The sequence below is a fragment of the Faecalicatena fissicatena genome (assembly GCF_016900595.1).
In the GTDB taxonomy this organism is placed as follows: domain Bacteria; phylum Bacillota; class Clostridia; order Lachnospirales; family Lachnospiraceae; genus Claveliimonas; species Claveliimonas intestinigallinarum.
In genome coordinates this window covers 272,140-285,138 of record NZ_JACLYY010000001.1, presented here as the reverse complement: position 1 = coordinate 285,138, position 12,999 = coordinate 272,140, and the positions used below count along the sequence as shown (strand labels likewise).

Here is a 12,999-nt window from a genome sequence, read left to right as displayed (position 1 = left end):
ATGCAGTATATAAATGGACTGGAGACCTTCAGCGCGGCAGGCAGGAGCGCTGTGACGCTGGGGAAATTTGACGGCCTGCACAAGGGACATCAGAAGCTTGTGGAGAAAGTAACAGAATACGGCAGGGCAGACGGGCTGAACAGCATTGTATGTGCCTTTGACATGGAGCCCCTGTGCCGGCGTCTGAACCGCCCTTACCAGGTGCTGATGACACAGGAGGAAAGAAAGAGGCATCTGGAGGGACAGGTGGACTATCTGGTTAGCTGCCCCTTTACCGAGAGCTTCAGCCAGATGAGCGCGGAGGATTTTATCCGGGATGTGATCGCCGGACTTTTCCAGGCAGCCTACGTGGTGGTGGGCACGGATTTTCATTTCGGCTATCAGAAGAGAGGGGACGTGCACATGCTGGCCGCCTATCAGCATATCTACGACTATCAGCTCGAGGTGGTGGACAAGGAGCGATACGAGGACCGGGAGATCAGCAGCACCTTTGTGAAGGAGGCGCTGGCGGCTGGGGACATGGCTCTGGCCGAGACACTCCTGGGCTATCCCTACGAGCTGGAGGGGACGGTGGAGCACGGGAAAAAGCTGGGCCGCACCCTGGGCTTTCCCACCTTCAATGTGGAGCCGCCGAAGGAGAAGCTCCTCCCCCCTAACGGCGTCTATCTGGAGCAGGTGGAGGTGGATGGAAGCTGGTACAACGCCATCGGCAACCTGGGCGTCAAGCCCACGGTGACGGACAGCGGCAGGATGCTTGTGGAGAGCTTTCTCCTTGACTACAGCGGCAACGCCTACGGGAAGCGCGTGAAGATTAGGCTCAGGGCCTTCCGCCGTCCGGAGCAGAGGTTTCGGGACGTGGAGGAGATGAAGCGCCATGTGGACATGGATATTGCCTGCGGAAGAGAGTTTTTCGCCGGCTCAAAGTAGAAACTTAAAGTAAAAAAGTGTTTACTTTCCCATCTGCATATGCTATACTACGCAAGTGGTAAAAAGACAGCCGGCGTTCGGTAAAAGGAAGACTCCGACCATTACTTAATGCCTGGCCAAGTATCAGAAAAAGGAGGAAATGAAACATGATTTCAAAAGAGCAGAAAGCACAGATCATCGCTGAGTATGGAAGAGGAGAGGGAGACACAGGTTCTCCGGAGGTACAGATCGCTATCCTGACAGCCAGGATCAACGACCTGACAGACCACTTCAAGGCAAACCCGAAGGATCACCACTCAAGAAGAGGACTTCTGAAGATGGTTGGTCAGAGAAGAGGCCTTCTCGCTTATCTGAAAAAGAAAGATATCGAGAGATACCGTGCACTGATCGAGAGACTTGGTCTGAGAAAATAATCGGATCGCAAGATACAGAGGGACACCCAAAATGGGCGTCCCTTTTTCTTGCCTGTCAGTCATTTCTATGATATAATAACTTAGATTGTGGGCAGGAATAAATTCCGAGACCACTGAAAAGCACAGTTGCCCCGGCAAATATGTTTTTCAGTAGTTTCGGTTTTGCCTGCCCCGGCTGAATACTATTTTTAAAAGGAGAATGACATGTATAAGAAGTATGAAATGGAATTAGCCGGAAGAACACTCCGTGTCGATGTGGACAGAGTGGCCAAGCAGGCCAACGGCGCTGTGCTCATGCACTATGGCGACACGACGGTTCTTTGTACGGCAACCGCATCTGAGAAACCCCGGGAGGGCATTGATTTCTTCCCGCTGAGCGTTGAGTACAATGAGAGAATGTACGCTGTCGGAAAGATCCCGGGCGGATTTAACAAGCGTGAGGGAAAGGCTTCCGAGAACGCCATCCTCACAGATCGCGTCATCGACCGGCCTATGCGCCCCCTTTTCCCAAAGGACTACAGAAACGATGTAACGCTGGAGAACCTGGTGCTGTCTGTGGATCAGGACTGTGCGCCTGAGCTGACGGCCATGCTGGGAGCTGCCATCGCCACATGCATTTCCGACATCCCCTTTGACGGCCCTATCTCCACCACACAGGTGGGTCTGGTGGACGGCGAGTTCGTGTTCAACCCAACCGCAGACCAGAGAGAGGCTTCCGACCTGGCCCTCACCGTGGCATCCACAAAGGAGAAGGTGATCATGATCGAGGCCGGCGCAAACGAGGTTCCGGAGGACAAGATGATCGAGGCCATCTTTGCGGCCCATGAGCTGAACCAGAAGGTCATCGCCTTCATCGAGACCATCGTTGCTGAGTGCGGAAAGCCGAAGCACTCCTATGAGAGCTTTGCTGTTCCCCAGGAGCTGTTTGACGACATCCAGAAGGTGGTTCCGCCCCAGGAGATGGAGGAGGCAGTCTTCACGGACGATAAGCAGACAAGAGAGGAGAATATCCGCCAGGTGACAGAGAAGCTGGAGGAGGCCTTTGCAGACAACGAGGAGTATCTGGAGAAGCTGTCTGAGGCAGTGTACCAGTATCAGAAAAAGACGGTGCGCAAGATGATCCTGAAGGATCACAAGCGCCCGGACGGAAGGGCCATCGACCAGATCCGTCCTCTCTCCGCGGAGGTGGATCTGATCCCGAGAGTGCACGGCTCCGCCATGTTTACGAGAGGACAGACACAGATCTGCACAGTGACTACACTGGCGCCTCTGTCTGAGGCGCAGCGCCTGGACGGGCTGGACGAGCGTGAGACATCCAAGCGCTATATGCACCACTACAATTTCCCGTCCTACTCTGTAGGCGAGACAAGACCTTCCAGAGGACCGGGACGCCGCGAGATCGGTCACGGAGCCCTGGCTGAGAGAGCACTTATACCTGTACTTCCCAGCGAGAGCGAGTTCCCTTATGCTATCCGCACAGTGTCCGAGACATTTGAGTCCAACGGTTCCACATCCCAGGCCAGCGTGTGCGCCTCCTCCATGTCGCTGATGGCGGCGGGCGTGCCCATCAAATCCGCAGTTGCGGGTATCTCCGCAGGCCTGGTGACAGGGGAGACAGATGACGATTACCTGGTGCTGACAGACATTCAGGGACTGGAGGACTTCTTCGGGGATATGGACTTCAAGGTGGCAGGTACGCACAAGGGTATCACAGCCATCCAGATGGATATTAAGATCCACGGACTGACAAGGCCCATCATCGAGGAGGCCATTGCAGCCACAAAGAAGGCAAGAACCTACATCCTGGACGAGGTGATGGCAAAGACTATCGCTGAGCCAAGACCGGAGGTGGGCCCCTATGCGCCGAAGATCATCCAGATGCAGATCGATCCCCAGAAGATCGGTGATGTGGTTGGCCAGAGAGGAAAGACCATCAATGCCATCATCGAGGAGACCGGCGTGAAGATCGATATTGAGGACGACGGCTCTGTATCCATCTGCGGAACAGAGAGCGAGTCCATGGAGAGGGCGAGACGCCTTATCGAGATCATCGTCACAGATTTTGAGGCCGGACAGGTGCTGGAAGGAAAGGTTGTCAGCATCAAAGAGTTTGGCGCTTTCCTTGAGTTTGCTCCTGGAAAAGAGGGAATGGTACACATTTCCAAGATCTCCAAGCAGCACATCAAGCAGGTGGAGGACGTGCTCACCCTGGGCGATGTGGTGAAGGTCGTATGCCTCGGAAAGGACAAGATGGGACGCTTCTCCTTCAGTATGAAGGACGTGGCGCAGTAGAGACAGACCGCGCAGGATATAGAAGAATACAGAAAGCTATCAATGCAAAAAAAGGCATGCTTCATCCCCTTTTATGGGCTCTGAGGCATGCCTTTTTATTGTGGGTTTTGAAAGCTGACAGGAATAAATGATTGTCCACAACATATATATGGGTTAAAGAGGTGGACAAAGATGCAGAAAGAAAGAGTGTGGAGCATCCTCCCGGAGAGGGTGCGGCAGGTGCTGGATAAAGAGGTTACAACTTATGACGAGCTTCAGGAGATCAAGCTCCGTATCGGTCAGCCGCTGCTGATTAGGTGCCGCGGGGAGGAGAGGATCCCCGGCAGGGGCCACCCCTATGTGGTGACGGCAAGAGATGTGAGGGAGGCCGTGGATTACACGAGCAACTTCTCCCTCTACGCCTATGAGGATGAGATGAGGCAGGGATTTATCACGATAGAGGGAGGACACAGAGTGGGCATGACAGGGCAGGTCATACTGGACGGAGGGCATGTGAAAAATCTGAAGTATATCTCCTCGGTCAACATCCGCATTTCCCATGAGATAGAAGGGTGCGCGGACAAGATCATGCCCTATGTGGTCCGGGGCGGCAGGGTGGCGCACACCCTGATCCTCTCGCCGCCGGGATGCGGAAAGACGACCCTTCTGCGGGACATGGTCCGGCAGATTTCCGACGGAAACCAGCTTGTAAAGGGCATGACAGTGGGTGTGGTGGACGAGCGGTCAGAGATCGCGGGCTGCTGGAGGGGAGTGGCCCAAAATCATCTGGGCATACGCACAGACGTGCTGGACGGATGCCCCAAGGCGGAGGGCATGATCATGCTGATCCGCTCCATGGCGCCCCAGGTGATCGCTGTGGATGAGATAGGTGCCCAGGAGGATGTGCACGCTATAGAGTACGCCATGCACTGCGGCTGTAAGCTGATCGCCACCATGCACGGCGCCTCCATTGAAGAGCTGAGGAAGAAGCCGGTATCCAGAAAAATGATTGACGAGAAGCGCTTTGAGCGGTACATCGTCCTGGAGGGAAGAGGACAGATAGAGGGCATATACGACGAGTACGGGCGGCCCGTGAGGAGGGAGGGATGATCCGGCTGGCCGGCGGATTTCTTGTCATCGGCGCAGCTTCTCTGTTCGGCTTTCGGGCTGCGGACACACTGGAGGAGGAGTACCGGCAGATGCAGGACATCCGCAGGATCGTGTACATGCTCCAGGGGGAGATCCGATACGCCAGATCCTTTCTATCGGAGGCCTTCCTTGCCATCGCGGCAAACCAGGAGGAGCCTTACCGGTCCTGGCTCCTCAGTATGCAGGAGAAAATGGACCTGCGGGAGGAGGGCTCTTTGCCCTGTATCTGGGAGGAGACAGCCAGAGAGCACCTTGCCAGGCTGGCGCTGAAGGAGGGGGAGAAGAGGAGGCTGTACGCCCTGGGGCGTTACCTGGGGACAGCGGATGTGAAGATGCAGATCTCCCACCTGCAGATGTATGCGGAGCACCTGGAGACGCGGATGGAGGAAATGCAGCAGACCATGCAGACACAGAAAAAGCTTTACAGGGTCCTCGGCATGTCCGGCGGTATCCTGCTGGCAATCCTGCTCATATAGGAGGAGAAGATGGAAGTAGATCTGATATTTAAAATTGCGGCAGTTGGCATCCTTGTCTCTGTGCTGAGCCAGGTGCTGAAGCACAGCGGCAGGGAAGAGCAGGCCTTTCTCACAAGCCTGGCGGGACTCCTCCTTGTACTGTTCTGGATCGTGCCCTACATTTATGATCTGTTTGCAGCCATACAGGGCCTGTTTTCGCTGTAGAGCCCTCTGCTCTGACAGCGTGGCGGACGCCGAGGGAAGACAAGGTGATGGAAGATGGACATTTTACAGATTGCCCTGCTGGGGGTGGCGGGAACGCTCCTGGCCATCCAGTTCAAGGGCGGAAAAACAGAATACGGGATATATATCTGCGCCGGCATCAGCCTTCTCATCTTTTTTGCCGTCCTTGACAGGATCGCGGCGGTGGTGGCCCGCCTGGACGAGATCACAGCCTACATTGATCTGGCTCCGGCCTACATAGAGATGTTGCTGAAAATGCTGGGGATCACTTTTGTGGCTGAATTTTCCTCGGCCCTGTGCAGGGATGCAGGCTATCAGACCATTGCCCAGCAGATCGAAGTGTTTGCCAAGCTGGCGGTTCTCGTGCTGGGCCTGCCGGTGGTGTTCTCGCTGCTGGAGCTGATAGGGGAGTTTCTGTCATGAGCCACAGAAGAAAGGGAAGCCGCCTGCCATTACGGCGTCTGTGCCTCCTGCTGCCTGTCCTTGTCTGCTGCCTCCTCGCCTGCTGTCTCCTTGCTCCGGCCAGGAGCCTGGCGGCGGATACAGAAGAGAAGGAGCAGATGCAGACAACAGACCGGGCAGAGGAGATACTGGAGGAAGAGCTGGAACTGGATCAGATCAATGAGACGCTGGAGGAGATCTTCCCGGATGAAAAGCTGGACTTTGGAGAGACGGTCAGGGCTGTCATCACAGGAGACCTGTCCGTCTCGGTGGATCTCCTTGGGCGGCTCATATCGGATCAGCTCTTTCACGCCCTGGAGGTAAACCGGGAGAGTCTGATCCACATGGTCCTCATCGCGGTGATCGCGGCTGTGTTTGCCAATTTTGCGGAGGTCTTTCAGGCGCGCCAGATATCAGAGATCAGCTTCTATGTGCTCTACATGCTTATGATCGCTCTCTGTCTGGGAGCCTTCCAGAGCGCAGCGGCCTGGGTGGAGGACGGGATCGGGCTTCTGACAGAATTTATGAAGGCCCTCTGTCCGGTCTACTTTATCGCTGTCTCCCTGGCAAAGGGGAGCATGACAGCCGCGGCGTTCTACAATCTGGCGCTTTTTGTCATCCTGCTGGTGGAGGTATTTATGGTGAAGCTTCTGCTGCCTGCCCTTCATGTGTACATGATGATCAAGGTGCTGAACTATCTGTCCCAGGAGGAGTACCTGTCCAGATTTATCGAGCTGATCGAGACCATCGTGTCCTGGACTCTAAAGACTCTGCTGGCACTTGTCATCGGGCTGAACACTATACAGGGGCTTATCGCCCCGGCTGTAGACAGCGTAAAGCGCAGTGTGCTGACCCGGGGCGTGGAGGCCATACCAGGCGTGGGAGACGCCATCGGCGGCACGGCGGAGGTCATCCTCGGTACGGCGGTGGTGGTCAAAAACGGCATTGGCATAGCCGGTGTGATCATCTGCTTTGCGCTTTGCATGGTGCCCCTTGTGCAGGCCGGTCTCATGGTGCTCATGTATAAGCTGGCCGCTGCGGTCCTGCAGCCTGTGTCGGACAAACGGCTCATCGGCTGCATCGGTGGAATGGCAGACGCCTGCCAGCTCCTGATGCGGCTCATCTTTACCGCCGGCATGCTCTTTCTCCTGACTGTGGCCATTGTGGCTGCTACCACGAACAGCGGATAGAGAGCAGGCAGGTAATAATCGTGAGAAAAGGAGGTGCGATATGCTGGAGCAGCTCTATGGGTGGATCAGGAGCCTCGCTTATTTTATGGTGTTCTCCGCCGTGCTCAGCCATGTGATCCCCGGCCAGGCCTACAAAAAATATATCCGCTTTTTCACAGGGCTCCTGCTCGTCATCCTCCTCCTGACGCCGGTCATGAAGCTGCTGGGCATGGGGCAGGAGTTCTCTGCCATCTACCAGGGCACTGCCTACGCGGAGGAACTGCGGCAGATCCAGGAGGCGGGGGCCTACCTGGAGGATATCGGGTCAGGGGAGGGCCTGCCGGCGAATGGCGGAAAGCCGGACAGCGCGGAGCCGGGCCCCGAAGAGCCTGACACTAAAGAGCCGGAGGCAGAGGAGACGGGGGGCAACAGGATCAGTGTGGAGGAGATCAGGATTGGACAGTAAAAAAATCAAAGAATGGCTTGGAAAGCTGACGGCAGGAGGCGCCAGGACCTGGCTTCGGAAGGATCGGCTGCTGATCCTTCTCCTGTCGGGTGTGCTGCTGCTGGTGGTCACCCTCCCCGTCTCAGACAAAAGCGGGGAGGAGGACTCCTCCCTGTCCCAGGGCGGGCAGGCGACGGGCACCGGGCTTTCCGGAGGTGAGGACTATGCGCAGTACATGGAGAAAAGACTGGAGGAGGCCCTGTCAGAGGTGTCCGGCGTGGGGAAGGTGAAGGTCATGGTGACCCTCCGTTCCACCTCCGAGAAGGTGGTGGAGAAGGATGAGGAGCAGGAGAGCGAGACGGTGACAGAGGAGGACAGCCAGGGGGGAACACGCACCACAGCAAGGAGCAGCTCCAGCGGTACCACCGTATACGGTGAGCCTGGCAGCGGCACCTCCGCCGGGCAGGAGCCCTACGTGACAAAGGAGCTGACCCCTTCCGTGGAGGGGGTGGTGGTGATCGCCCAGGGCGGGGACCAGCCCGTCACCGTGCAGAACATAACGGAGGCGGTGCAGGCATTATTTAATGTAGACACGCATAAAATTAAGGTGATGAAGCTGAATGAAAATTAAGGAGGTAGCAGAGTGAAAAAAATATTCAGGAAAAACCAGATCATCATTGCGGCTCTTGCGGTCATGATCGCTGCGGCAGGGTATCTGAACTACTCGGGGCGGCTCTTCGGGGAGAAGGACGACGCGGCTCAGACGAGCGGGGATCTGGCCAGCCAGGAGCTTCTGGACATATCCGAGGAGGACGTGTCCGCCAGCTCGGACGACATTGAGAGCCAGGATGTAGACGGGGACGCTGCCGGGACGGACGGGGAGACAGACGACGGAGGTGTGGACGGCACACCCGGCGAGGCTGTGCTGACAAGCGGGGATGCCAGCGCGGTGGTGGCAGAGGCGAAGGTGACAAGAGAGCAGGTGCGGGCAAAGAACAAGGAGGATCTCCTCTCCATCATTGACAACCAAAATCTGAGCGATGAGCAGAAGCAGGACGCTGTCAACCAGATGGTCCAGATGACTGATCTTGCGGAAAAGGAGGCGGCGTCCGAAACCCTGCTGGCCTCCAAGGGATTTACTGACGCGGTAGTCAGCCTGACGGCGGACAGCGCGGACGTGGTGGTCAGCGCCTCGGAGCTGTCGGACGCTAACCGGGCGCAGATCGAGGATATTATTACAAGAAAAACCGGGATTGCCGCCCAGAATATCGTCATCACACCCATCAACACAGCGGAGTAGCTTTACAAAGATTTAACGGAAAGCAAAGATGGATTTGAACTGGAGCTGTTAAGATAAGAACGAAGAAAGATACCAGGGGCAGAAAGGGAATGAGAGGATGACAGGGAGAGAGAAAAGGGCGCTTCGGGATGCGTTTATCAAGCTTTTGTCCGCCGCAGTGGTGGCCGCCGGTCTGGCCGGCATGTACGGCATGAGAGCGGGAGCTGTGCAGGCTCCGGCGAACAGGACGGCTTTCCAGGCAGAGGCAGAAGCTGTGGAGAAAACAGAGCCAGGACAACAGACAGGACAGCAGGGGAAGGTGATCATTTCCCAGTTCTACGGAGCCGGAGGCGGGGAGGGAGTCTTCTCCAACGACTTTGTAGAGCTCTACAACTCTGGAGACGAGGCCGTTCGTCTGGACGATTACATACTGGGCTACAGCTCGGGGGCCGTGGAGGACGAGGCCGGCTCCACCGTGGACAGCGACGGCGTGCGGACAGAGAGGACAGTCGGGCTGGCCGGATCCATACCGGCCCACGGCTACTATCTCGTGTGCGGCGCAGGCAATGTGCAGGAAGATAGAGCTTACCAGATAGAGAGCTTTAACAGGATGTGGCAGGATCTTGTGATCGACGACCAGCCCACAGTCACACTGAAGCTCTACGAGGGAGCGAACCTTGTAGATATGGTTTCCACAGAGGGGAGCAGCTGCCAGTATCTCGTCTCCGCCAGCACGTCTGTAGTCAATGGAGAGGCGGCAAGAGGGGAGAGTGGAAGAAGCGGAAAAGGGCTGCGGACCTTCTACTGGGACGGCAGGGTGACGCCGGAGTATGAAAACCTCTACGAGCCCCACAGCTCCTACGGGGCAGCGGACGGAGAAGAGGGATAAAAAATAAGTATTGCGTTGATCTGGAATACAGATCAGCGCTTTTTTATTGGAAAATTGTATTAGTATAGAATGTGTCGATAGATGAAAACAATTATAAAAATTAACAATTTTATTTTTGAAAATGTATATGATAAAATGAACCCGTTTGAGTGTTAGAAAAATAACAAAACAGATAACGCAGGGATAAGGAGTGTTCGTTATGGCGTTAAACCAGAAAGCGGGTTCAAAGAAGAATATGAATTCGGATCATCTTGAGAATCTGACCAGGCAACAGTTAAAAGAATTGGAGGAGAAAGAAAAGTCTTTTGTGCAGAAGATACTGGATGTTGTGATCAGTCTTTTGCCAATCATATGCGGTATTGCAGCTATTCTGGAATATCAGCTGATTCCGGATGGAAGCAGCAATAATGATCCCAAAACATATCTTGGACTTCTCATTGTACTGATTGCTGCGTATGTTCTCTATGGAGCCGTGGGAGTGATTCGGAGGCTTCGAGGAGATAAGACAATCATAGAAAGAGTCCGTTACAAGGCACCGCTTTATTCAGCACTTTTTTTGCTGCTGCTCGCATATGATTACCTGACGTTGAAGACAGGAATTCTGACACAGCCTTTTGTACCGTGTATGAACTCTATCTTGAATGCGGCGTGGAACGATAAAGGATATTTGATCGAGTCAACCTTACATACCCTGCGGCTTCTGTTCCTGGGCTATTTTATCGGTGTGGTTCTTGGACTTATCACAGGAATTACCTGCGGCTATTCCAAAAAAGTACGCTACTGGATTGATCCGGTTATTAAATTTCTTGGACCAATTCCTACTTCTACGTGGATCCCGATCGTCATGGTTGTAGCGACTTCCCTTTTCGGCGGAGCTGTGTTTATTATCGCTCTCGGGTCATGGTTTGCGGTAACCGTCGCTTCTATGACAGGAATTTCAAATGTGGACAAGGACTTTTTTGAAGCGGCGAGAACGCTGGGGGCCAACGAGAGACAGCTGGTCTTCCGGGTGGCGATCCCTCATGCAATGCCATCTATTCTTCAGGGAATGACACAGGCGATGAGCTCTGCTTGTACGGCTATCATGATCGCGGAGATGATGGGAGTAAAGGCAGGTCTTGGATGGTATATGACCTGGGCAAAATCCTGGTCAAGCTATGACAAGATGTTTGCGGCATTGTTCGTGATCTGCTTTATATTTACAGTTGTTACGAAGGTTCTTGATTTGATCAAACGTCGTGTCTTACGCTGGCAGAATGGAGTTGTTAAATAATGGTAGAAAAAAAAGTAACATTAAAACTGGATCATGTTTCAAAAAGTTTCGCGAAAATTGAGACGGATGAAGTAACTCATGCGCTGAACGAGATCAATCTGACAATGAAAAGCGGGGAGTTTATTAGTCTGGTAGGACCATCAGGCTGTGGAAAATCAACTATACTGCGTCTGGTGGCCGGGCTGATCATGCCGACAACAGGGAAACTGACTGTAGATGACAATGAGATACAGGGCCCTTCTCCGGAGAGGGGGATGGTATTCCAAAAACCAACTCTTTTTCCGTGGCTTACCGTAAAAGATAACATAGCTTTCAGTCTTAAAATGCAGGGAAAGCTGAAAGGAAATGAAGACAAAGTTGAAAAGATGCTTGATGTCATCGGACTAGGGTCGTTCAGGGATGATTATCCGGGACAGCTCTCTGGTGGAATGGCCCAAAGAGTGGCGCTTGTCCGCTCCCTGATCAATGAGCCGGACATTCTGCTTCTGGATGAGCCTCTTGGAGCGCTTGATGCGTTCACGCGTATGAATATGCAGGACGAAATCCTGCGGATATGGCAGGAAAAGGAGCAGCTGGCTATTATGGTGACACATGATGTGGATGAGGCAGTCTATATGGGAAGCAGAGTGATTGTTATGGATTCAAATCCGGGCAGAGTTGTATCAGACATAACTATAAAAGAAAAATATCCCAGAGACAGATCGTCAGCCATGTTTGTAGAGTATAGAAATGAAATCTTAAATAAACTCCATTATGGGGGGATCCGCAGTTAGCGGATTTAAAACAAGATTCTTTTAACTGAGAAGGAAATTTCCGGATCGGTTTTTAGAATAAAATATACAAGAAGGAGAGAAAGTATGAAATTGAAAAGAATCGCAGCATCTTTACTTGCCGGAATGATGGTTTTTTCACTTGCAGCCTGCGGACAGAGCAGCTCTGATAAGAGTGAAGGCAGTGGAAAGGATGCAAGTACAGAACGACCGGAGGCAGTTTCAGAGGAAGACTGGGAAGCAATGCAGAAAGAGCCGGCTTTTGGAACAGAGCTGAAGTACCTGTTTAATGGAGGAGCATGCGTATCAGCAAAATACCTTGCAGAAGAGCTGGGGTATTATGAGGAGTATGGTATCAATGCTACCTATGTGCAGGGTAGTTCTGTAGTGGAGACTGTTGGAACGGGCCAGTGTATGTGGGGAACTGACCATATTGCCACAATGCTTGTTCCTGTAACAAATGGAGTGGATATGACATTCGTGTGCGGCGCACATATCGGATGCAAGTCCATCTATGTTCCGGCTGACAGCGATATTCAGTCCGTAGAGGATCTGAAAGGCAAAACGATCGCAATCCACGATGGAATTGGAAATTCTGACCAGAATATCTGCTACCGTCTTCTTGATGAGTATGGGGTAGATCCGACTACAGAAGTAGAGTTCCTGAATGTCGAGGACAATGCAGCAACTGTTGCCAGCATGGAAAATGGCGAAGTGGATGCTACAATTTTTTCTGATTATTTTGTGATGGCCAACTATCCGGATGATATGCGTATGATCTGCTCTATTACATACAGCCCGGAATTCCAGGATGAGGCATGCTGCGTGACAGCGATGAACAATGATTTCCTTGAGAAAAATCCGGTTCATGCAAAATATATTGTAAAGGCTATTAAACGTGCCGGACAGTATGCGCGCTTAAACTCTGAGGATGCAGTACAGCTCATGTATGACACGGACATGATGACAGGAGATCAGGAAGTACAACAGAAGTTCTGGGATTCCCTTCATTTTGGACTGTCTGACGCATTTACAGAGCAGTCTCTGAGAGAGATCGCAGAGGATTACCTGAGACTTGGAATTATTGAAAATCAGGATCTGACTGTGGATGAAATCATGGATATGGCTTGGACAGAGGTTTGCCCGGACGAAGAGATTGAGGGTCTCACTGTAGGTGATCCGGTTGAACCGGAAAATGCGGTGATTCCGATTGAGCAGAAACAGTAAAAATTAATATGCGAAGATAACGAGAGGGCATCCTGAAAGTCAGAGAAT

Annotated in this window: 15 protein-coding genes; all 15 read left to right on the top strand. The window is 53.3% G+C overall.

What is annotated here, in order from left to right:
- Entirely contained in the window at positions 1-927 is a 927-nt protein-coding gene (locus tag H7U36_RS01440; protein WP_138303189.1) for a bifunctional riboflavin kinase/FAD synthetase, read from the top strand.
- Between the two features lie 146 nt (positions 928-1,073).
- Entirely contained in the window at positions 1,074-1,340 is a 267-nt protein-coding gene (gene rpsO, locus H7U36_RS01435; RefSeq protein WP_033125523.1) for a 30S ribosomal protein S15, read from the top strand.
- A 204-nt stretch (positions 1,341-1,544) separates the two neighbouring features.
- Positions 1,545-3,632 carry a polyribonucleotide nucleotidyltransferase gene (locus tag H7U36_RS01430; RefSeq protein ID WP_033125524.1) on the top strand — a complete coding sequence of 696 codons (2,088 nt, stop codon included), beginning with the start codon at positions 1,545-1,547 and terminating at the stop codon, positions 3,630-3,632.
- 171 nt (positions 3,633-3,803) lie between these two features.
- Positions 3,804-4,721 (top strand): stage III sporulation protein AA, encoded by a 918-nt coding sequence (spoIIIAA, locus tag H7U36_RS01425; protein ID WP_205155617.1) that lies wholly within the window; start codon positions 3,804-3,806, stop codon positions 4,719-4,721.
- Entirely contained in the window at positions 4,718-5,236 is a 519-nt protein-coding gene (locus H7U36_RS01420; RefSeq protein WP_205147535.1) for a stage III sporulation protein AB, read from the top strand. The genes spoIIIAA and H7U36_RS01420 overlap by 4 nt, the downstream gene beginning before the upstream one ends.
- A 9-nt stretch (positions 5,237-5,245) precedes the next feature.
- The gene (gene spoIIIAC, locus H7U36_RS01415; RefSeq protein WP_033125527.1) at positions 5,246-5,440 is read left to right on the top strand and encodes a stage III sporulation protein AC; all 195 of its coding nucleotides are present in this window, start codon (positions 5,246-5,248) and stop codon (positions 5,438-5,440) included.
- A 54-nt stretch (positions 5,441-5,494) separates the two neighbouring features.
- Positions 5,495-5,881, top strand: a complete 387-nt coding sequence (locus H7U36_RS01410; protein ID WP_033125528.1) for a SpoIIIAC/SpoIIIAD family protein — start codon at positions 5,495-5,497, stop codon at positions 5,879-5,881.
- Positions 5,878-7,089 (top strand): stage III sporulation protein AE, encoded by a 1,212-nt coding sequence (locus tag H7U36_RS01405; RefSeq protein WP_205155616.1) that lies wholly within the window; start codon positions 5,878-5,880, stop codon positions 7,087-7,089. The genes H7U36_RS01410 and H7U36_RS01405 overlap by 4 nt, the downstream gene beginning before the upstream one ends.
- Positions 7,090-7,129: 40 nt before the next feature.
- Complete coding sequence (locus H7U36_RS01400) at positions 7,130-7,534, top strand: stage III sporulation protein AF (RefSeq protein WP_205155615.1); 405 nt, start codon at positions 7,130-7,132, stop codon at positions 7,532-7,534.
- Positions 7,524-8,144 (top strand): SpoIIIAG-related protein, encoded by a 621-nt coding sequence (locus H7U36_RS01395; protein WP_243426666.1) that lies wholly within the window; start codon positions 7,524-7,526, stop codon positions 8,142-8,144. Before H7U36_RS01400 ends, H7U36_RS01395 begins: the two co-directional genes overlap by 11 nt.
- Positions 8,145-8,156: 12 nt before the next feature.
- A complete protein-coding gene (locus H7U36_RS01390) occupies positions 8,157-8,813 on the top strand; it encodes a SpoIIIAH-like family protein (protein ID WP_033125531.1) in 657 nt (218 codons plus the stop codon).
- 97 nt (positions 8,814-8,910) lie between these two features.
- On the top strand, positions 8,911-9,681 hold the full coding sequence (locus tag H7U36_RS01385; protein ID WP_205147539.1) for a lamin tail domain-containing protein: 771 nt from the start codon (positions 8,911-8,913) through the stop codon (positions 9,679-9,681).
- Between the two features lie 199 nt (positions 9,682-9,880).
- Positions 9,881-10,954 carry an ABC transporter permease gene (locus tag H7U36_RS01380; protein WP_243425674.1) on the top strand — a complete coding sequence of 358 codons (1,074 nt, stop codon included), beginning with the start codon at positions 9,881-9,883 and terminating at the stop codon, positions 10,952-10,954.
- Complete coding sequence (locus H7U36_RS01375) at positions 10,954-11,727, top strand: ABC transporter ATP-binding protein (RefSeq protein ID WP_205147540.1); 774 nt, start codon at positions 10,954-10,956, stop codon at positions 11,725-11,727. The genes H7U36_RS01380 and H7U36_RS01375 overlap by 1 nt, the downstream gene beginning before the upstream one ends.
- A gap of 84 nt (positions 11,728-11,811) precedes the next feature.
- Positions 11,812-12,951 carry an ABC transporter substrate-binding protein gene (locus H7U36_RS01370; protein ID WP_205147541.1) on the top strand — a complete coding sequence of 380 codons (1,140 nt, stop codon included), beginning with the start codon at positions 11,812-11,814 and terminating at the stop codon, positions 12,949-12,951.
- Positions 12,952-12,999: the final 48 nt, after the last annotated feature.

Excerpts from the sequence above, each read along its gene's own strand:
- H7U36_RS01375 (WP_205147540.1), top strand. The coding sequence starts at position 10,954 with ATGGTAGAAAAAAAAGTAACATTAAAACTGGATCATGTTTCAAAAAGT.
- H7U36_RS01430 (WP_033125524.1), top strand. The coding sequence starts at position 1,545 with ATGTATAAGAAGTATGAAATGGAATTAGCCGGAAGAACACTCCGTGTC.
- H7U36_RS01440 (WP_138303189.1), top strand. The coding sequence starts at position 1 with ATGCAGTATATAAATGGACTGGAGACCTTCAGCGCGGCAGGCAGGAGC.
- H7U36_RS01410 (WP_033125528.1), top strand. The coding sequence starts at position 5,495 with ATGGACATTTTACAGATTGCCCTGCTGGGGGTGGCGGGAACGCTCCTG.
- H7U36_RS01420 (WP_205147535.1), top strand. The coding sequence starts at position 4,718 with ATGATCCGGCTGGCCGGCGGATTTCTTGTCATCGGCGCAGCTTCTCTG.
- H7U36_RS01380 (WP_243425674.1), top strand. The coding sequence starts at position 9,881 with ATGGCGTTAAACCAGAAAGCGGGTTCAAAGAAGAATATGAATTCGGAT.
- H7U36_RS01400 (WP_205155615.1), top strand. The coding sequence starts at position 7,130 with ATGCTGGAGCAGCTCTATGGGTGGATCAGGAGCCTCGCTTATTTTATG.
- H7U36_RS01385 (WP_205147539.1), top strand. The coding sequence starts at position 8,911 with ATGACAGGGAGAGAGAAAAGGGCGCTTCGGGATGCGTTTATCAAGCTT.
- rpsO (WP_033125523.1), top strand. The coding sequence starts at position 1,074 with ATGATTTCAAAAGAGCAGAAAGCACAGATCATCGCTGAGTATGGAAGA.
- H7U36_RS01405 (WP_205155616.1), top strand. The coding sequence starts at position 5,878 with ATGAGCCACAGAAGAAAGGGAAGCCGCCTGCCATTACGGCGTCTGTGC.
- spoIIIAC (WP_033125527.1), top strand. The coding sequence starts at position 5,246 with ATGGAAGTAGATCTGATATTTAAAATTGCGGCAGTTGGCATCCTTGTC.
- spoIIIAA (WP_205155617.1), top strand. The coding sequence starts at position 3,804 with ATGCAGAAAGAAAGAGTGTGGAGCATCCTCCCGGAGAGGGTGCGGCAG.
- H7U36_RS01370 (WP_205147541.1), top strand. The coding sequence starts at position 11,812 with ATGAAATTGAAAAGAATCGCAGCATCTTTACTTGCCGGAATGATGGTT.